Source organism: Cohaesibacter marisflavi (assembly GCF_900115225.1).
Taxonomy (GTDB): domain Bacteria; phylum Pseudomonadota; class Alphaproteobacteria; order Rhizobiales; family Cohaesibacteraceae; genus Cohaesibacter; species Cohaesibacter marisflavi.
In genome coordinates this window covers 128,094-147,685 of record NZ_FOVR01000013.1, presented here as the reverse complement: position 1 = coordinate 147,685, position 19,592 = coordinate 128,094, and the positions used below count along the sequence as shown (strand labels likewise).

Sequence of the window (19,592 nt, the reverse complement as noted above, 5' to 3'; positions counted from 1 at the left end):
GTGGTTTTCTGAGTTGGTTTGATACCGACGATTTCGATTTCTTCACCAACCTTGATGATGCCACGCTCAACACGACCGGTAACAACCGTACCACGACCAGAGATCGAGAACACGTCTTCGATCGGCAGCAGGAACGGAAGGTCAACCGGGCGCTCTGGAGTCGGAATGTAATCATCAACAGCAGCCATCAGAGCTTTGATGGAATCACGGCCGATTTCTGGATCACGGTTTTCGACAGCAGCAAGAGCAGAGCCTTTAACGATGGGGATTTCATCGCCTGGGAACTCATAGCTGTCCAGAAGTTCACGAACTTCCATTTCAACCAGCTCGAGAAGCTCTTCGTCGTCTACCTGGTCAACTTTGTTGAGGTAAACAACAAGAGCAGGAACACCAACCTGACGAGCAAGCAGAATGTGCTCACGGGTCTGTGGCATCGGGCCGTCTGCTGCAGAGCAAACCAGAATTGCGCCGTCCATCTGAGCCGCACCGGTGATCATGTTTTTCACATAGTCAGCGTGACCTGGGCAGTCAACGTGCGCATAGTGACGGTTCTCGGTTTCATACTCAACGTGAGCGGTAGAAATCGTGATGCCACGTGCTTTTTCTTCAGGTGCACCGTCAATCTCGTCATACGCTTTCGCAGTTGCCCCACCAGTTTCCGCAAGGGTCATGGTGATTGCAGCGGTAAGCGTGGTTTTACCATGGTCAACGTGACCAATCGTGCCGATGTTACAATGCGGCTTATTACGTTCAAACTTTTCCTTAGCCATGGAAACAGCTCTCGTCATCGTTGGGCCAACGTGGTTGGCTCACTCCAGCGCAAAAAGGCCGCAACTCTTTATCCAAGAAGCCGCAAACCCGGTTAATACAAAAAGACCGTGCTCCCCTTGAGCCTCGGACCATACAATGTTCTAAGATGTAGGAATTTCAATGATGGAGCGGGTGAAGGGAATCGAACCCTCGTCATCAGCTTGGAAGGCTGTTGCTCTACCATTGAGCTACACCCGCGCGAGACATCAAAGCGAAGATGGTGGAGGAGGCTGGATTCGAACCAGCGTACGCTAAGCGAACGGATTTACAGTCCGTCTCCTTTAACCACTCGGACACTCCTCCAAGCTTCGCCTTCCTGTCCCTGCGAACAGGATGGTCTCGAATTGCCCGCCAAGTCGCGGTCAGTTCGTGAGCGGCTTTATGCAAAACCGCGTGGCCGAAGTCAACACGGTTTTTATCATTTTTGTGGGTATCGCGAAAATCCGGTAACAGTCTGGGGATATTCGCAGCTTTTGCGCCACGAAGGCGGTGGAGAAGTTTTGAGAGAAACAAGAATCGCCCCTTTTGACAAAACTTTTTTCGTTCTCCCCCACCAATTAAGAAAGCGCACGGAGCCCTATTGGCTCTCTGTTGCGGCGGCCAAATGCATTTCCGGCGCATAAGCCATACGAAATGGTCTAAAGCTGAAGGATAATGCTTGCCCTCCCCCCGGCTTTGCATCTAAATCGGCCCATGGCAAAAAACAGATCACAAAAACAGAAAAAAGCCCGTCAGATCGCCGCGAGTGATCAGGGCTCCCGTAGCCGCAGGGCTCAGGACGACACCGTGCGTATCTTTGGCATACACGCTGTTGCCAGCGCTGTAGCCAATCCGCGCCGCGAATTGACGCGCCTTTATGCGACTCAAAATGCCCAGAGCCGTCTGGTTGACGAGATTCGCAAGATTGGCGGCGACCCGTCTCGACTGGACGGGTTGGTGGAAACATCTTCCCCCAAGGATATCGACGCTCTGGCGCGCGACGCTGTGCATCAGGGGGCTCTTCTAGTCACGCGTAACCTGCCGGCCCTCGACATCTCCGACATATATGAGTGCAAACTGGTCGTGATTCTCGATCAGGTCACCGATCCGCACAATGTCGGCGCCATCATTCGTTCATCGGTCGCTTTGGGCGCCGAAGCTCTGGTCATGACAGGACGGCACAGCCCTGAAGAGAGCGGCATTCTGGCAAAGACGGCCTCCGGTGGCCTCGACCTTATCTCCATGGTCTCCGTCCCCAATCTGGCCCGGGCGTTGGATGATCTGGCAGATAACGGCTTTGACGTGGTGGGATTTGATTCCGAGGAAAGCGAACCGTTCGAGACCATCATCGCAGAACAGGACTCCAGCCGCTCTCTGGCTCTCGTGTTCGGCTCTGAAGGCAAAGGCTTGCGTCGGTTGACGCGCGAGAAATGCACGTCCCTCGCCCGCCTCGACATGCCCGGCCCGATCAAGAGCCTGAACGTGTCCAACGCAGTGGCAATGACCCTTTACGCGATCAAGCTCGTGCGGCAGGGTTTACTGAAATAGGAGGAAGCCATTCCAACTATTCAGACAACAAACAAAAAGAGCCCCATTTAGGGCTCTTTTTTCATTTATATAGGTAAATGCAGCACCAGCAGCACAGCTGCACTTATCGTGTTGGAACCACGGGCGTGTAGCCTTCATAATAAATGCGCTTGGCACGATAAATCATAGGGGGCCTATAGGCGCTGCCCTGCACTTCAATCCGTTCCGGATAAACATAGGCACCAATCGCAGGATCATAAGTCGCTTCGAGATAGACCTTGCCATTGGCATCTGGCACCACAGACATCACCGGGAGCCCGCTGCTATAACTCGGCGGCGGATAGGAACCACCATAGCCGGAATTAGCCTCCGCCAGAGGAGCCACCATCAACAGCGCCACAGCCGCTGCCACATGTGTCGTCAACAATCTTACAGATGCTTTCATATTGAACTCCCCTGATTGAAAAATACCTGATTGCTATAGTGCCCGAAATATCGGGCTTCTTTAACGGTCCACTTTAGCACTTCGTTAACATTTAGCCAATTTACAATAAGTGAATTTACTTATTTTTGAACGCATTTGCTTCGCGAAATGCCAACGCGTATTAGCGGCACAGGAATATTGGATTGCAAACAATCCTATCTCACAACCAAAGAGTGACATCTTGTCACGCACCTAAAACATTTCTAGATCGAAATCTACAGACATATTATTGAGTATTGTTACTCGCCCATAGCATGATTCACTGAGATATTTCCTCAGGAAAGCATGGCGCTGACAACAGATTTACTTCCACTTGAGAGCAGAATTGACATGAAGAAAATAGGCACAGATTTTGATGATTTATTGATTGGAACATCGGGTAACGATGCCCTGTATGGATTGGATGGTGACGATACCCTGACCGGCAGTAGTGGCAATGATTTGCTGATCGGAGGAGCCGGTAACGATGAAATCATCGGCGGCACGGGAAACGACATCATACTGGGTGACAACCATGTACACAGCGATAGCATCATCGCTAACTTTCGGCAAAACAATTATAGCTACTCTCTCGAGGAGAGCTCAGACAAGATCGACGGTGGAGATGGAAATGACATTATTGTTTCTTCGTTGAATGAATATACCGATGTAGATGCCGGTGCTGGGGACGACATAATCTACTCCTATGGTTCGGTCGATGCCGGCGAAGGTGACGATATTATATTCGTATACGAATTCTCCGACGGTTATGATACCGATGCCGGGTCTGGCAGCGATACAATCATTTTCAACGGCTCGGCCAGAGCGTCAGGGGCTACGGGAGCCTGGGAAGATGGTGAAACAGATCGTTTCATAATCAACGGAGATTTCAAAGGAGACATTACAATTGATGGCATTGACCCGTCCGGAGATGTCATCGAGTTCAACGGTGTTTCCGATATCAACTCTGCAAGTGACCTCGAAGGACGGATACAAGTCGTCGCAGGCTGGGGCTATTACAAGACAACGATATTGATCGACGCAGATACCAGCATTGAAATTATGTATATCGGCTCAGTCCAGCCCAACATCACCTACCAGTTCAATCAAACAGACATTGCAGCTTTGGAGCCTGACTGGGTATCCCTGCTAAGCAACACAAACCAGTATCTTTCTATCCTTGACGACGCAACAGTTACGGACGTCGCTCAACCTCGTTTTTCATATGTCGATGACATCATAACGGTGATCAATGCCAATATGACGTGGCATGCCTTGGCAGGCAACGATACAGTTCATGGCACAGAAACAGCCAATACTATATTTGGAGATCGTGGCAATGATATCCTATATGGGAACAATGGCGGAGATTCTTTGTATGGCGGAACGGGGCTCGATCGCCTCTTGGGTCAGGCTGGAGATGACAAACTCTTTGGCGGTCTTGGCGCGGATGTGCTGAATGGTGGCGCGGGGAATGATCGTCTGTTCGGCAACCAACATGGTGACACACTGATCGGAGGTCTTGGCAATGACCTGCTCAATGGCGGCATTGGTGCCGATACCATGGCGGGCAACCGGGGCAGCGACACCTATATCGTTGACAATGTGGGAGACAAGGTCAGTGAGGCGGCAGGCCAGGGCGTTGATTTGGTCAAAAGCACGGTCAGCTTTTCCTTGAAAGCCCACAGCCAGAATATCGAAGCCCTGACCCTTTTGGGCAATCAGGCTATTGACGGCACGGGCAACGGCTTGGGCAATGCCATCACCGGCAACATGAAAGACAATGTGCTGAGCGGCCTGTTCGGCAACGATACGCTGACAGGACGCGGCGGCAACGACACGCTGAATGGTGGCAACGGTAATGACATTCTCAACGGCGGGTTCGGAGACGATGTCCTTAACGGTGGCAAGGGCAATGACAAGCTCTATGCGTCCAATGGCAACGACAAGCTGAACGGCCATCAAGGCGCAGACAATCTCAATGGCGGCCTCGGCAACGATACCCTGAATGGCGGGGGTGGCAACGATATCCTCAATGGTCATGGCGGTAACGACATTCTCATTGGCGCCCTCGGCTGGGACAAGCTTTTTGGTGGCGCTGGAGCGGACAGCTTCACGGGAGGTCTCGGAGCCGACACCATGTTTGCAGGCATTGACAATGCCGTTGATCGCTTCCTTTTCAACACAGTCAACGACAGTAAGGTTGGCGCGGCTCATGACAAGATTGCCCAGTTTGATAGCGGCGAAGATGTGCTTGATCTCTCCGGAATTGACGCCAACAGCGCTGCCAATGGTGATCAGGCCTTCGCCTTTTCCGGCACGACCGCTGCGGCTCATTCGATTTGGCTGGAAAATGACGGATCGGATCTGCTGGTCTTTGCCGATGTGAATGGCGATGCCGTGGCTGATTTCGAAATCCAGATGGTCAATACCTCCACGCTGGTAGAAGGTGATTTCGTGCTGTAGGCACGACAGACAAACCTGTCCGGACTTGGATCACTCAAGTCCGGGCTCCCAAAGGCATTGGTCAGAAGCGAGCTTCTGACCTTCCAAGCATTTGCGCTCTGGTCTGGATCTGCTACCTTTATAGAAAGTGTTGTTCATCCCAAGAGGCATTGTTTCATGGCTATGGAAATTGTTCGCACGGCTTTCCTTGCGCAAAAAAGTGCCGAACAATCCCTGCTCAAAATTCTGAGCAATACCCAGCCGCAACAAGCCCGTATTCAATCAGTCTCAAAACTGCCTTCCGGGGAAACACAAATCAAACTCAGCGCAAGCGGTCAAACACTTGATCTCAAGATTGATTCTCAAGCCGCAACGCAGGTGAAACCCGGCACCACAGTCCTGTTGCAAGCAATCCAAACCCCGGATGGCCCTCGTCTGGCGATCAGTCCCCCTTCCCCCGAAGCGTCAACGCAAAATCAACCGGCAGCTCCTGAAAAAGGAAGCCTAGCCAACCAAACGCCGCCCCCCTCCAATACGCAGCCCGCACAGCAACCAGTAGCCAAATCAGGCGCAGAGTCTGCCGTATCAATGCGCCCAGCAGCGATCACCTCGCAAAGCTCTGCCCCGAACACACAACGAGGTCCCTACAGCGCAACGCAGGTTGCCGCGCAATCTGTCGCCTCAGCGCTATCAGCGTCTGGCAATGCTCCGCCACAAGAGGCGCTCATTGCCTTGCAGCGGCAGGCCCTCAGCCAACAACGGTCTCTGACAGACCTGTTTGCCAATCTGACAGCCTTCATTCAACAGGTCGAGACAGGCCAGCGCCCCACTACCTCCAAAGACATAGAGACCGCAATGCGCTGGTTGCTCGGCTTCCAGCTTTCACCAAAACAGCAATCCGGAACAGCAAGCGCCAAGACAGCACTCAGAAACATCATGACGTCGCTTGGCACTCTGGGGCAGCTAACAACGGGACAGGGCGCCGAGAACTTCAGCACCAATCTCAAAGCCTCTCTTACCTTGCTGCAAGCTCTTTTGCCCAAAGAAACCGCTCCGGCGCGCCTTCCAACGATGGGAACACAGCGCGACCATCCTCCTTTGCCAAACACACCCTTGCACGGACAAAGCCCGAGACCTTCCAGTATCTCTCCAACTGATTCAAACAGCCTAGCCCTTGCCCGCATCAAAGGGGATGTTGAAGCTGCCTTGGCGCGTGTGACATTGAGCCAGATCGCATCAGCGCGTTCGACCTTTTCCAGCTCTTCAGCAGCCCCCCACCCCATGCAGGCGCTCCATACAGAAATCCCCGTCATGCTGGCCAACGGCACGGCGATTGTTCAAATGATCGTGGAACATGACCCCGACATGCCAGAAGAAGACGAAAGGGAACAAGAGAACAGCGACGAAGCAAGAAGGCAGAGAGGCGGATGGACTGTCCGGTTTGCCATTGATACCAATACAATCGGGCCGGTTGATATATCGCTCAAGCTGCATCAACAAAGCCTTATCGTTACTCTCGCCGCAGAGCGGGAACAAACCGTGGCGCTCTTCCAAGAAGCAGCCCCAATGCTCCAAACCATGCTGGAGCAAGAAGGACTGCTACTTGAGGGACTCTCATTTGTCAGAAAAAAGAAGACAGACACGGAGCTTACAGACAGTGGCATTGGCACACATCTCCAGCGCCTGGATAGAAAGCTATGAACAAACGGCCAAGCACGCCCGACGACAGCTTACCGGAAACAGAGCTGGAAGACACATCATCCAAACTCGCCGTGGCCCTGCATTATGAAGAGGGTGCAGATGAAGCACCGCGCGTAACGGCCAAAGGCCGGGGAAAAACTGCTGAGCGCATTATTGAACTCGCCAAAGAACATGGCGTGGTTGTTGAAGGAAATCCGGCCCTCACCCAGGCGCTTGCAAATGTGGAGCTGAACGAGGTCATTCCCGAAAAGCTCTACGCAGCCGTCGCGGCAGTTATCGCCTTTGTCATGCAGGAAGCTGAGAAAAAACAAAAGAGCGCTCTTTACACATCGACCGCACCGGACAACCGCTCTCACGAATAGGCACATCAGAATGGCGCTATGGGTTTTTCTCTCACGGCCGCTGCCTGCTTTGGCGCGCACATGATTTTAAAGCGATATTTTTGTGGTATTCTCAAACCATCCAGCCCATCAATGAGAGAGCTGCCAAAATGAGATTGATCGCGACCATACTTGCCCTGTTTGTGTCGGCTCCAGCCCTGGCCGATCCGGTTTTCGGCGAATGGAAAACCCAGAGCAGCGCCATGGAGAAATATGCTGGCCATTATCTGCATGTGCGGTTTGAGCCCTGTGGCAGCAAGATTTGCGGCAAAATCACCAAAGTAGTCGGGATAGAGGCGGATATCATTGGCAAAGCCATCATATGGGACATGAATGCGTTAGAAGATGGCACCTATACCGGCGGCAAAATCTGGCCACCTGATCGTGGCGGCACCTATGCCTCCAAGATGAAACTGCAGGGCGACAAGCTCAAGGTCAGTGGCTGCCTCGTCGGCGGTCTTCTATGCGAAAGCCAGATCTGGTCTCGTTTGTAACGAACCACTATCAGCCGCCCCAAACCAAGCCTCTTATAGAAGCTCCATCATCTGGCCACACACCCCAGCATTATTCTTTGTTGCAACATCTAGGCTGCCGCAACGGAGAAGTCAGCCGGTTTCGCATTCTAAACGGTGCGACTCACAACCTCATCAAGACCACAAGGCCCTCTCTGCAGTTTAAGTTGGAACAACATCGCCTGTTCGCTTGGCCAAGACATCAATACGAATAAATTCGTAGTCAATTATTACAATAAGCCACATCCGCTCCCTCGAAAAAGGAGGTGGATTGGAATTTCTATTACTCAAATTTGTTCAAAAGTGGCGACAGCACATTGCATCCACCATTGCGCGTAGATATACAAAAAACACAACCTAAGGATTTTTTTCTCAAAAATACAACCTAATACACCCCGCCCATGATGTCCTTTTACAAAGCTAGAGACTGAAATGCTGAGCACCGAAAATTCAACCGTCAAAGATTTATCAATTGCACTGACATCGTGGAGCCATGGATGCTCTGCCATCTCTAAGAAGTCAAAAATAACCTTGTCGGGATTAGACCACAGCAACACCGATAAAACGATTGACGATCTGTTCTTTGCAAATCTGCCAGGGCATGTGTCGCTCTCCGAGAAGGCATCGAACGAACTGCAGGCCTATGAGGTGGTCGATTCAGGGACATTGCGTAACTCCTTTTACATCGCTCCTTTCCTATCCCATACCGATATTCAGCGCTGCTTTTTGCGGATCAAGGTCACTGGGCGCTGCGTCGTGCAGCTTAGTAAATCCAGAGTGGGTGAAAAGGTGGGCGTGATTTGCGAAAAGCAACTGTCGCCTCCCAAAAACCATGACGAAAACACCCCTTACATCGCCGAAGTTCCCTTCATTCTTGGCAAGGAAGTCGCGCGCAGCGCACGGCTTTTCTGGCGCCTGCGCGCTCTTGAAGACGGCGTACAAATTCACGAGGTGTCATGGTGCGCCTCTGCCCCCAAAACCGTCGAAGGAAAAATGCTTGTTGCAATGCGCACATTCGGCCGCACGGCAGACATCATCAATCTGCTGGAAAGCTTTGCCACACATGCCGAGACGAATGAGCATTATGACCAGATGCTCAAAAACACGTTCTTCTTCGTGCTTGATACAACCAACGGGGTAGACGAAACCTCTTACGAGCAGCTCTCGCAATATGACAATCTCAACTATCAAGTTGTTAGAGGAGCCAATCTGGGCGGTGGCGGCAACATGAGCCAGCTCATGAGACTGGTCAATGAGGCGAGCGAGGACAGTGGCGTCGAGCCTCAAGAATTCCTCCTGCTCGATGACGACTTGAGCATCTCTCTGGAAGCCTTGTATCGCCATTGGGCCGCTACATTGTTCCGTACAGATACGACAATCTTCACCTTGCCGGTTTTCATGAAAACAGAACCGCGCAGGATGTGGGAAGATGGAGCCTTCTGGGGACGCTTCATAGATAGCAAGCACGGTTCGGATCGCACCCATGTTGCCCCGCGCCTTCTGCGCCACGGGCTGGTTTTCAATATGTTCGACAATCTGGATTCTCTGGCCGAACCCAACTATCCCGAATATTGCACCTTCATCTTCTTCAGCTTGCCCTGGAAGCTCTTTCAAAGCATAGGCTACCCGCTGGCCATCTTCCTGCGGGGCGACGATATTGAGTATAGCTTGCGCAGCTATGCGATGACCGGTTCGAAAATCATGTCGAACCCCAATCTCCTAGCCTGGCATGAACCGGCCCATTCATATGCGCAGGAATATATGTCCATCTGCCATGGCGTCATCATCAATATGTGTTACGAGCAGGAAAAGCCGAACGCACTGGTCGAGTTCTTCCTCAATCAGGCACTGCGCCACGCCTCCATAAGGGATATCAACGCCCTCAAGCTCTATGTAGAAATTCTGCGTGACCTGATGTCAAAAACCGTCTTTCTGGAAAACGGCTTTGCCACGCACTACATCGCAAAACTCAAATTCTTCAAGGAGTTTGATACCGGCTTTCGCCAGCTCACCCATGAAATCATCAATGATTTGCGCGCTTCTCACAGTGACCAGATGGGCGTTCTCGCCGAGCATCCATTTCTCTATCCCAACATTGAGAACAGGACCAATATCCGGACGGTAATTCTGCATAACCCACACAGCAAAAGTTACTTCATCTACACGTTTGATGACATCGAGCGAACAAAGGAAGTATCGCAGATTCTGTCTGAGCTCTATGCGCTGATCCATGAATTCTCCAATCACTATGAAGAGCTGCGCCTTCACTATATCAGCCGCGTCAATCGATCCAGCACCGCTGAATTCTGGGACAAGGAACTGTCGATGCATGACACCACTGCCACGCTCGCCCACAACAATTGAGGAGATAGACTGCAATGCTCAATATTGGCGTCAAGAAAATCTTCAAAAGAGACACCACTCCCAATGTCAAGCTCATCCTCCCCGGAATGCAGCCGCATGTCATTGAACATGGTGCATTCATTTCCATCGGACTGGGCTGCAAAAATCCAGATAATTACATTGATGGCGTGGTAGCAGAGCAGTCTCTCACCATCGTTCAAAAAGAGAATATCGCCCCCTACATGACAGGGCTGATCTGGAGACTGCGCTGGTTGGGAGACGGAACCTGGGCCTTACTCAATCAGGGGCTGGAGAACGCCGCGCTGACCAATCGCGCACCAGATATCGCTTTAGGCAGAATCTTCAGCAACTGGTCAACCAAGGATACCAGTTGGTTCATCTATTATGACGAAGAAAGCAGCGGCTATCTTCTGCGCAGCAAGCTGGGTGGATGGCTGACAATGGACGAGTCCGGTGCGGGCCTACGGCTAAACAAGTTCAACGCCGAAAACATCGCCAGCCAATATGTCACCATCCAACATACCATCGACGGCGTAGGATCCTCCCTCGGCCCCGTTCACTAGCCCATAAACAATAATCGACTGATATCTCGAGGCGCATGAAAGCAAATGCAAGTCACGTTCAACGGTAATCTTTTTCCCGAAAGGTTCAATTGCCAGATTCTCTATCCCACTGAAATTGCGAAATATTTTTTGAAAGAGAAGCAATATGATGATGTCGAAGAGATTTGCTACTACGCGCTCCTAGATCATATGGGGCACCCACGAATGCGACGAGAACTCTTCAACTATGCGTTTCACTCCAGCATTTTGGGCAAAAGTGAAATCTCTAGTTTCTTGAAAAAATGCGCCAAGGTGGTGAGCCAATATCATCCATGTGAGTTGGTTCGGGGGATCTGCCTCGATCAGATTGAGATCTCCGATATTCCAACCGATGATTTTCCTCTCTTGTCATTCGACTATCAGAAGCTTTTTGGAGACAGCATGGGAGGAGGATACCTATCGGAGGACAAAAAGATCCATGGAATCCCGAGCAATAATGAAGAATCATGGACTTTCTCAAACCGCTTACTTTCATTCTCCGATGAGACAGGCACCAAAACCAGTATTTACAACAAAAAGCTTAGCCTAAACGGCTCAACTTACTATGCAGGCTATTTTGTCGAAACCTGTATTTGCCACATACTAAAGAAAACAGAACAATGAAAAATCTGATTGTTTTCGGCTCATCAAATTCCGAAGTTTTTGACTACCTATTTGGGCGCAACAAACACTATTTTCCTTATTGGGCAGATGGCTGGACAGCTCGAGGCCTGCTACGTTCAAAGACGAACGACTATATTTTACCACTCATTGAAGGCCAGCCTTTGGATAGCAATATCATCCTGAACTACGGAGTATCTGATGTTGATATTTCAACGGGTTTCAAGGGCCAGAATGATGGCTTCTATGACTTCAAAGGTTTCATCAACGAAGCAGCAGAAGGCATTGTAAACCTTGGTAAATATCTGGAAAATTTCGGTTTTTCAAATATTTATGCCTCTGTTCTCTTCCCTCCGACATTGATGGGAGAGAGCTTTTTCTACCCTCGTTATCATTTTTACCCCTTACCAGTCAGGATTAGGGCACAAATGATGCTCGATATCGCAAGTAAAGTCGGGGCCCAAATGGCTATTCTGAATACGCTTCCGCAATTGATATATTCGGAAGACCTGCCCGCTCTCCATCCTAAATTTTGTAGAGAGAATGTCGAAAATCATCCAGATTATATTTCAACGCAGGAGATCGTGTGGGACGCGATTAAAGACATCGATGGCATGCTTGAAAGGCGCGAGCCTCGCCTCACTGCACATTATCCCCATGAGAGCTATGGAATCGGTACTTTGATGAAAGAACAGCGCCCACGCCCCAACACAACCAGATAGAACCTACTTCCAGAGTGATCTGTCCTTCCCCCAATCTTAACTCTTCCACGCACTGATTGGCCAACAAAAGCCGATGTGGAAAAGCTGATTACGCTTTACATGAACAAGGAAGTCGTGGTAGCAGCCATCATCCAGTAAGTTGAAAAGGAATGTCAGCGGAACAGTGGATGACAAAAGACTAGAAACCAGTCATTTCTCACTGTGAAAACCGACAAATAAGATTTGCAATAACGCATTGAATATCTTATCTCTTTCAACACAGCGCCGGTATAGCTCAGTTGGTAGAGCACCTGATTTGTAATCAGGGGGTCGCGGGTTCAAATCCTGCTGCCGGCACCATCACTCCTCCTCGGTGTGCCACATATCCTTGCTCCCAAAATTGCATAATACAGAGAGATAAATGGATAAGTCCTCCAACTTGTCCCGATAGGCCTCATAACGCATAGCCTGAATTGATGGGCAACATCAAACCGATGTGCCAACAGCGCATATAGAAAGAACAGGCAGGAGGGGCTTTTAGAGCCCATCCCCTTATCTGGCTTTATCTGGGCGAGACGCCATCAGAAAACTGACCCATCTCTATTTACGAAAAGCCTTTGAGAGAGCCTCTCCCAATTGCCCCATGCTCTCGCCTTTGTTCCGCCTGTTGTCTGGCTTTTTATCGCGAGACTTGGGCGCAGGCTTTCTTCCCCGCACCGGTTCGCCGATGTCGGGTGCCGACTTCATGGACAGGCCAATGCGCTTGGCCTTCTCGTCAACGGAGGTAACCACCACTTTGACGACTTGCCCCGCCTTGACGACTTTCGAAGGGTCGGTGACAAAGCTGTCCGATAGCTGAGAAATATGGACCAACCCATCCTGATGAACGCCTATATCAACGAAGGCACCAAAGGCTGCAACATTCGTCACCGTGCCTTCCAGCCGCATGCCGGGAAGTAGGTCGGAAATCTCGTTGATCCCTTCCTTGAAGGTGGCTGTCTTGAACTGCGGGCGTGGGTCGCGGCCGGGCTTCTTGAGCTCATCGATGATATCCCGAATGGTAGGAAGCCCGAAGTCTCCGGTTACAAATTTGCCTGGATCGACATTTTGAAGGCTATTGGCATCGCCCATGATGTCCCTGAGATCCCGACCGCAGTCCGCGACAATGCGCTTTGCGACCTTGTAGGCTTCCGGGTGGACGGCTGATGCATCAAGCGGCTCGGATCCTCCATTCACGCGCAGAAAACCGGCGCATTGGGAGAAGGTGCGAGCGCCAAGCCGCGGCACCGATTTCAATTCGGCCCGTTTTGTGAAGATGCCGTTATTGTCGCGATGGCTGACAATGGCGTCGGCAAGAGATGGCCCCACGCCTGCGACATAAGACAATAGTGCTGGCGACGCGGTGTTGACGTCAACACCGACCGCATTCACCACATCTTCTACGGCAGCAGCCAGCGCCCTTGCCAGCCGCGTTTGGTCAACATCATGCTGATATTGCCCAACACCGATGGCCTTGGGATCGATCTTCACCAATTCGGCAAGCGGATCCTGCAAACGGCGTGCAATGGACACGGCTCCACGCAACGATACATCCAGCTCGGGAAACTCGCGAGAAGCAAATTCAGAAGCAGAATAGACCGATGCTCCAGCCTCGCTGACAACGACCTTCGTCGGCTTCTTGCCATCCATGTCAGATAATAACTCTGCCACCAGCGCGTCGGTCTCACGAGAGGCCGTGCCATTGCCGATAGCGATCAGCTCCACGCCAAATCTCTTGATGAGCGCACCAAGCTCGGCCAATGTGCCGCGCTTGTCATTGCGTGGCGCATAAGGATAGACAGTGCTCGTCGCCAGAAGCTTGCCCGTAGCATCCACAACTGCCACCTTCACGCCGGTGCGGATGCCGGGGTCCAGCCCCATTGTGGTCTTCATGCCCGCTGGGGCCGCCATCAAAAGAGCCTTCAGATTGGTAACAAAGACGTCGATGGCCTCTTTCTCGGCCCGCTCGCGCATCTCGGACGTCATTTCCAGAGTAAGGCGCGTCGTAAACTTGACCTTCCATGTCCAGTCGATGACCTTGTCGAGGAAGGCGTTGCCCTGTGGCACGTCATTATCGTTGGCTATGGCCGACTTGGAAAAGGCAACCGCCTCGTCATCGCATTCGATATCAATGGACAGCACCTCTGCGTCCTGACCGCGCAACATGGCCAGAACCCTGTGGCCGGGAGCCTTCGCCCAGCTTTCCGTATGATCGAAATAGTCCGCGAATTTGCGCCCTTCCTCTTCCTTACCGGAAACGACACGGGCCTTTAGCCGGGCGGATCGCTTCACAACAGGGCGGATTTTTGCAGCCGTATCAGGATGAAGGGAGAATCTTTCCGACAGGATGTCCCGTACACCATCCAGAGCGACTTTGACGTCGGCGACTTCCTCGCCAACAAACGGCTCTGCCAACTCTTCCACCGCCCTCTGAGGCTCAGCCAGAATAGCGTCCGCGAGCGGCAGCAGGCCCTTATCAATCGCTTTTTGTGCTCGGGTCTTCGTCTTGACGCGGAAGGGCGCATGAATGTCTTCAAGCTCGGCCTTTGTCGTCGCCTTGCCGAGACGGTCCAGAATGTCATCGGTGAGCTTGCCTTGAGCCTCGATCGCTTTTTTGACCGCTTCGCGCCGTTTGGAGAAATCGCGAAGGTAAATGAGCCGCTCATCGAGTTTGCGCAGCTGGATGTCGTCCAGTCCGCCAGTCACTTCCTTGCGGTAGCGGGCTATGAATGGAATGGTGTCGCCATTGTCTATGAGTTCGACTGCCGCGATGACCTGTTTTACCTGACAGCCGATCTCGCTGGCTATCAGAGAGGGAATGGACATTTCTTCGATCAAAATCATCTTCCGAATCTAGTTTGTTTGTGCTCGATAGTGATGCATTTACGAAGCATATGAAAGCGGAATAGATATGACCGCGTATCATGCAAATGTGCCCCTGTTCGGCAAAAAGCATCACTGCGTCTACAAAATGCGCCAATGGTCTTTGAACAATCAGCGTGGGTCAAAGCTCACTTCAAGCCGCGTTCCGCCGGGCTCATAAATCATGAAATGTTCCTTTGGCCCGTTTCCGGAAAACTCCGGAGCAAATTCGATTTTTACGCCTGGCCAAGAGCGTACAGTTTCAAAAACGGCGCGCAATGCGTCAGCCGTTGGAACCTTCAAAGCAAGATGGTGAAGACCAACATTCTTGTGCCGGTCAAATTCGTTGAGCACATCGCTTTTGCACTGCCATAGCGTAATTTTAGAGGAGCCGTCGGTCATATAAACAGACGGATAATCCGGACTGCCGCCAAACTGGGTCCATCCTAGCGCCTTTTCAAAAAAAGCCTTGCTGGCATCAAGATCCTTTACACTCAGACCCAAGTGATCGATACCAAGAGTGGTTGGTTGAGACATGGTTCTTCTCCAGTTGGGCTCAGTTGATAGCCTTATACAAAATAATCGAACGATAACGCATAGATGCTTCGGCATGCCCGGGAAACACGTCTGGGATTTCGCGCACCCTTGCAGATTCTGATCCACCCTATAGAGACACCATAAGGCAGTTCGATTTATTCGCCTTGGTTCCGAACAACTTGAAGGCGCAGCTCTAGTTCTCATCAAGGCCTATAGACACCCTCTGTGGAATGAAGAATGGTCAAGAAAGGCCGCTATAGAGACAATAACCTACGTACTAGACACAGGAAAGTCGATAGCAATCGCAGCCGTTTCTGAGGATGTGTGTCAGGGATTGTGCTGGAAAATCGCCAGAGATCTGCGTCTGGCTGGTTTCGCAAAAAGCAGGGGCATTATCCCAATTCTACCGCCACTTGGATTTCAAAGCCAGCGACAGCCGCGCGCTATACCAATGACACTAATTGTTGGTGGTGTAAGTCAAGGTGCAACCAACCAGATCAACTGTACCGGACGAGAAGTCGGAAACGGACATGGTGCTGGCGTCAGACGGGTCTTTGAAGACTGCATAATTCTTCCCCATCCACGCCCACATGATGAAGGCTCCCACAGGACCATCCGTGAAAAGAGCTTGCGCAAAGGCGTGCACGGCAACGGGAAAGGGCAAATTGATCCGCAAGGTGTCTGCGGCCTCCAGACTGGACAGATTGATATCGTTGGTGAAATTGAAATACACCGTCACCTGATCACCCACCTTGCGCCAATGGATCTCCTTATCAGAAATTGCAACCGTATGGCCGCTTTCATCGGAGAAGGATGGGACAAAAGCCCCTTCCTGGTAGCTGAACAGCTCCCCACCAAGGCCGAATTGCACCTTATCGGGCAATGTTGCTGCAGGGTCTTCTTCCCCTTGCTGTGTCGTAATCGTCCCCATAAAATCCAGACGTGACGGATCATTGGCATCCTGCACCAGATCAGCAAGCAGATTTGCCTTTTTGTAATTGGATCGGAAATAGGCCGACCCGGCGGTTACATGCCCCAGTACGCCTCCGGCTGTTGTGAACGTTCCCAACTTGAAAACAGTCTGGTTGAGAATATAGGTCGAGATCAGCCGGTCAAAATACCAATCCTGCCCTCTTTGATCAAAAAAGCGCAGTTGCGCCTCCCCCACCGGGGAACGATCCATAAAGCCGGAGCTCTCCCACTGGCCGCCCGAAACCGAATGCCACATATGGGCGATGCTGACGCCTTCATTGCTATAAACTTCGCCATGCAACTTGCATTCGGAAAAGCGCCCGAGCGTGTGCCGATGCACCCCGACAGCAACGCCCGCATAATGCTCGATATGCGCATTGCGGAACAGATAGTCGTTCCCCCCTACCCGCATGTCCGGATCACTGATATCGACAACACAGACCGAGAATTCCTGATCAACAATCTCCCCCGCAATGGCGCGATCAATTTCGATCCTGTATGGATCGCGCACGGATCTGATCGTAACGATCTCCACTTTGTCCGCAGCCGCAGGATTGGCCACCCAGATGCGCAGCCCTACATGGGCGGAAGAAAAGCAGGCACGATCGGCAACAAGCGTCTTACCCCGTCCGGATGCGATGCGTGGCGCGGCGAAAAAACCTGAGACATTCTTCGCATCCTGCAAAAAGTCGGCAGAAACACGCACGCGCCGCGCATCGACAAATTCTGCGATTGCATATTTTGCCAGAACCCGCTGCCGTCGTTGCGCTTTAAAAACACCACGACGCCCCAAATAGCCTGCGCTATTTAGAACAAAGTGCTTTCCGACATCTTCAGGGGCAAATATGTCGGCATCTGCGGTGAGCGTGGTTCCCGACAGGGTGAAGAGGATGCCAGACGTATCCTTGAATTTGAAATCGACCCCACAACTCCAGCTTTCCAGATCCTGCACACGCACATTGGCCAGACGCGCTGTGCGCAAAATGCTGTTGTTGAGCCGGTAAAAGCCAACATCGGTCAAGAAGCTGTTTCCCAATCGGCCAAAATGCATGCCCACCGGACTAATTGCATCATCAGGCTGATTATCATGCGGCTGAATGGAAAAGCCGGAAAATTGCACACTGGCCTTATTCTGCAGCAAGGCCATAACGCTTCTGGATGCATCGGAAAAATCGGGCCGGATGCGTGTCACCCGCTTGCCATCCCCAGCAAAGCCCCAGCGCGTCTGCAAGGCGCCACCAGACAGATCAAGCGTGTCTGTGGTGCGGTAATTGCCCGCAGGCAAACGCCCCATCAGTTCATTCTGTCTAAGATAGATAAGCCAGGCATTGAGCGCGCGCGTATCATCATGCCGATTGTCACTCAGCGCCCCAAAATGATGCGGATAGGGCTCACCAAAAGGGGCCCACTTCGCCCCCATGCGGGACATGGCTGCCGTCCCCCGCGCGTCTCTTTGAAGCATGAGCTTTCCTACTGGCGTAGCGATGGAGATATAGGCATTCTCTTTTGGAACCACCGCTGTTTCCAGATCCCGATGGGAATAATAGTCGCATTCACCGCTTGCAAACTGTCGTTTGAGATCACCAACAGCGATTCCCCTCGCGCCACTACCGGCTTGGGACATCAGGTCTGAGTCAGAAAGAGATCGCGGATCGGTCATGATTTCACCCGGCAAACCATAGAAGGAAAGAAAGAAGCAGCATTCGCTTTCCTGTCTATCACAGCAGCGCATGCCTTTGCCCATGAAATTTCGCACATTGATCAGGCCAGCGCGCGAAACGAGTGACAAGAACACGACCCAAGATGGCGCGCGCAGAGAGACCGCATACCCACACAGACGAAAATAATTCCCCATATTGGACTGCAATGAAAATAGGAAAACAAAGACTTTGCGCATTTAGCGCCATAGTGCGTAAAATTTTTTAATTCCGAGACCAACAACAGACAACGATATCTTGAGAGAAAAGCGCTCTTCACCCTATTTTGGCTACCAACGAACACCACAATTTGAAGGGCACAAGACCTCATGAGAAAAACACTCCTAGCCGCTGTTGGCGCCGCTTTCCTCTTTACGGCCCCCGCGTCCGCAAGCGACAACGCTCCCAAAGAGATCCTCAACGTCTCCTACGACATTGCGCGTGAGCTCTATGCTGCGATCAACCCCAAATTCCAGGCCTACTGGAAAGATAAAACCGGTCAGGACATTGATATCAAACAGTCCCACGCTGGCTCCTCCAAACAGGCCCGCGCCATCATGCAGGGTCTCAAGGCCGATATCGTAACCTTCAACCAGGTGCTCGATGTGCAGGTTTTGGCAGACCGTGGCGGCTTTGTTTCCAAAAGCTGGCAGCAAGATCTGCCAAACAACGCCAGCCCCTACTTTTCCCTCCCTGCCTTCCTTGTGCGTGAAGGCAACCCGAAGGGCATCAAGGACTGGAGCGATCTGGTGCGCGATGACGTAAAGCTGGTCTTCCCGAACCCGAAAACATCCGGCAACGCCCGTTACACCTATCTGGCAGCCTATGCCTATGCTCTTGAGCAGAATGGTGGCGATGATGCCAAGGCTCGCGAATTTGTCGGCAAGCTGCTCAGCAATGTTGCCGTATTTGATACCGGCGGTCGTGGCGCTACCACCAGCTTCGTTGAACGAGAAATCGGCGATGTGCTGATCACCTTCGAAGCCGAAGTGGAAAATATCCGCGCCAAATATGGCGAAGATGAATATCAGCGCGTTGTGCCGTCCATCTCGCTTCTGGCCGAATTCCCTGTGGCGCTCGTAAAGAAGGTAGCCGAAAAGCGTGGCAGCGTTGACGTCTCCAAAGCCTATCTGGACTACCTCTACAGCGAAGAAGCACAGGAGATCATTGCCTCCTTCAACAACCGCGTTCACAACGAAACCGTCAAGGCGAAATATGCCGAGAACTTCCCCGAGGTCCGTCTGATCCGCGTAGAAGACGTGTTCGGCAGCTGGGACAAGGCCAACAAGACCCACTTCGCCGAAGGCGGTGTGCTTGATCAGGTCTTCACCGGTAATTGATCCCGCCCAAAGAATGACAAACGCGGCTCGAGGCACCCCACGCTTCGGGCCGCTGTTGTTG

The 19,592-nt window shown here is 51.8% G+C and carries 15 protein-coding genes and 3 tRNA genes; 11 read left to right on the top strand and 7 right to left on the bottom strand.

The window, feature by feature from the left end:
* The 3 genes from BM258_RS19955 to BM258_RS19945 all read right to left on the bottom strand — a co-directional run.
* Nucleotides 1-770: elongation factor Tu (locus tag BM258_RS19955; protein ID WP_139229336.1), on the bottom strand; the 770-nt coding region annotated here is incomplete at its 3' end.
* 164 nt (nt 771-934) lie between these two features.
* Nucleotides 935-1,008, bottom strand: a tRNA-Gly gene (locus BM258_RS19950).
* 20 nt (nt 1,009-1,028) lie between these two features.
* A tRNA-Tyr gene (locus BM258_RS19945) sits at nt 1,029-1,113 on the bottom strand.
* A 390-nt stretch (nt 1,114-1,503) separates the two neighbouring features.
* Here BM258_RS19945 and BM258_RS19940 point away from each other — a divergent pair.
* Entirely contained in the window at nt 1,504-2,337 is an 834-nt protein-coding gene (locus BM258_RS19940; protein ID WP_244544784.1) for a TrmH family RNA methyltransferase, read from the top strand.
* A gap of 103 nt (nt 2,338-2,440) precedes the next feature.
* Here the strand turns inward: BM258_RS19940 and BM258_RS19935 are convergent, their stop codons facing one another.
* Nucleotides 2,441-2,761: a hypothetical protein gene (locus BM258_RS19935; protein ID WP_090074994.1), complete on the bottom strand. Its 321-nt coding sequence runs from the start codon at nt 2,759-2,761 to the stop codon at nt 2,441-2,443.
* A 369-nt stretch (nt 2,762-3,130) separates the two neighbouring features.
* Between BM258_RS19935 and BM258_RS24975 the strand changes: the two genes are divergently transcribed.
* The 9 genes from BM258_RS24975 (at nt 3,131) to BM258_RS19890 (ending at nt 12,444) form a co-directional block, all read left to right on the top strand.
* On the top strand, nt 3,131-5,245 hold the full coding sequence (locus BM258_RS24975) for a calcium-binding protein (RefSeq protein WP_175528180.1): 2,115 nt from the start codon (nt 3,131-3,133) through the stop codon (nt 5,243-5,245).
* 156 nt (nt 5,246-5,401) lie between these two features.
* Nucleotides 5,402-6,925 carry a flagellar hook-length control protein FliK gene (locus BM258_RS19925; protein WP_090074992.1) on the top strand — a complete coding sequence of 508 codons (1,524 nt, stop codon included), beginning with the start codon at nt 5,402-5,404 and terminating at the stop codon, nt 6,923-6,925.
* Entirely contained in the window at nt 6,922-7,287 is a 366-nt protein-coding gene (locus BM258_RS19920; RefSeq protein ID WP_090074991.1) for an EscU/YscU/HrcU family type III secretion system export apparatus switch protein, read from the top strand. Before BM258_RS19925 ends, BM258_RS19920 begins: the two co-directional genes overlap by 4 nt.
* A gap of 128 nt (nt 7,288-7,415) precedes the next feature.
* Complete coding sequence (locus BM258_RS19915) at nt 7,416-7,799, top strand: DUF2147 domain-containing protein (protein WP_090074990.1); 384 nt, start codon at nt 7,416-7,418, stop codon at nt 7,797-7,799.
* A 549-nt stretch (nt 7,800-8,348) separates the two neighbouring features.
* Nucleotides 8,349-10,181, top strand: coding sequence for a glycosyltransferase family 2 protein (locus BM258_RS19910; protein WP_090074989.1), 1,833 nt, complete (start codon nt 8,349-8,351; stop codon nt 10,179-10,181).
* Between the two features lie 14 nt (nt 10,182-10,195).
* Nucleotides 10,196-10,744, top strand: a complete 549-nt coding sequence (locus BM258_RS19905) for a hypothetical protein (RefSeq protein WP_090074988.1) — start codon at nt 10,196-10,198, stop codon at nt 10,742-10,744.
* A gap of 45 nt (nt 10,745-10,789) precedes the next feature.
* A complete protein-coding gene (locus tag BM258_RS19900; protein WP_090074987.1) occupies nt 10,790-11,386 on the top strand; it encodes a hypothetical protein in 597 nt (198 codons plus the stop codon).
* Nucleotides 11,383-12,105 (top strand): hypothetical protein, encoded by a 723-nt coding sequence (locus BM258_RS19895; protein ID WP_090074986.1) that lies wholly within the window; start codon nt 11,383-11,385, stop codon nt 12,103-12,105. Before BM258_RS19900 ends, BM258_RS19895 begins: the two co-directional genes overlap by 4 nt.
* 263 nt (nt 12,106-12,368) lie before the next feature.
* Nucleotides 12,369-12,444, top strand: a tRNA-Thr gene (locus tag BM258_RS19890).
* A 240-nt stretch (nt 12,445-12,684) separates the two neighbouring features.
* Here the strand turns inward: BM258_RS19890 and BM258_RS19885 are convergent.
* From BM258_RS19885 to BM258_RS19870, 3 genes are all read right to left on the bottom strand, one after another.
* Nucleotides 12,685-14,967: a Tex family protein gene (locus BM258_RS19885; protein ID WP_244544783.1), complete on the bottom strand. Its 2,283-nt coding sequence runs from the start codon at nt 14,965-14,967 to the stop codon at nt 12,685-12,687.
* A gap of 150 nt (nt 14,968-15,117) precedes the next feature.
* Complete coding sequence (locus BM258_RS19880; protein WP_090074985.1) at nt 15,118-15,522, bottom strand: VOC family protein; 405 nt, start codon at nt 15,520-15,522, stop codon at nt 15,118-15,120.
* A 457-nt stretch (nt 15,523-15,979) separates the two neighbouring features.
* On the bottom strand, nt 15,980-18,283 hold the full coding sequence (locus tag BM258_RS19870; protein WP_139229335.1) for a hypothetical protein: 2,304 nt from the start codon (nt 18,281-18,283) through the stop codon (nt 15,980-15,982).
* A gap of 237 nt (nt 18,284-18,520) precedes the next feature.
* Here BM258_RS19870 and cysP point away from each other — a divergent pair, with 237 nt between their 5' ends.
* Entirely contained in the window at nt 18,521-19,531 is a 1,011-nt protein-coding gene (gene cysP, locus BM258_RS19865; RefSeq protein WP_090074983.1) for a thiosulfate ABC transporter substrate-binding protein CysP, read from the top strand.
* Nucleotides 19,532-19,592 lie beyond the last annotated feature (61 nt).

Excerpts from the sequence above, each read along its gene's own strand:
- BM258_RS19940 (WP_244544784.1), top strand. The coding sequence starts at position 1,504 with ATGGCAAAAAACAGATCACAAAAACAGAAAAAAGCCCGTCAGATCGCC.
- BM258_RS19935 (WP_090074994.1), bottom strand. The coding sequence starts at position 2,761 with ATGAAAGCATCTGTAAGATTGTTGACGACACATGTGGCAGCGGCTGTG.
- BM258_RS24975 (WP_175528180.1), top strand. The coding sequence starts at position 3,131 with ATGAAGAAAATAGGCACAGATTTTGATGATTTATTGATTGGAACATCG.
- BM258_RS19925 (WP_090074992.1), top strand. The coding sequence starts at position 5,402 with ATGGCTATGGAAATTGTTCGCACGGCTTTCCTTGCGCAAAAAAGTGCC.
- BM258_RS19920 (WP_090074991.1), top strand. The coding sequence starts at position 6,922 with ATGAACAAACGGCCAAGCACGCCCGACGACAGCTTACCGGAAACAGAG.
- BM258_RS19915 (WP_090074990.1), top strand. The coding sequence starts at position 7,416 with ATGAGATTGATCGCGACCATACTTGCCCTGTTTGTGTCGGCTCCAGCC.
- BM258_RS19905 (WP_090074988.1), top strand. The coding sequence starts at position 10,196 with ATGCTCAATATTGGCGTCAAGAAAATCTTCAAAAGAGACACCACTCCC.
- BM258_RS19900 (WP_090074987.1), top strand. The coding sequence starts at position 10,790 with ATGCAAGTCACGTTCAACGGTAATCTTTTTCCCGAAAGGTTCAATTGC.
- BM258_RS19895 (WP_090074986.1), top strand. The coding sequence starts at position 11,383 with ATGAAAAATCTGATTGTTTTCGGCTCATCAAATTCCGAAGTTTTTGAC.
- BM258_RS19885 (WP_244544783.1), bottom strand. The coding sequence starts at position 14,967 with ATGATTTTGATCGAAGAAATGTCCATTCCCTCTCTGATAGCCAGCGAG.
- BM258_RS19880 (WP_090074985.1), bottom strand. The coding sequence starts at position 15,522 with ATGTCTCAACCAACCACTCTTGGTATCGATCACTTGGGTCTGAGTGTA.
- cysP (WP_090074983.1), top strand. The coding sequence starts at position 18,521 with ATGAGAAAAACACTCCTAGCCGCTGTTGGCGCCGCTTTCCTCTTTACG.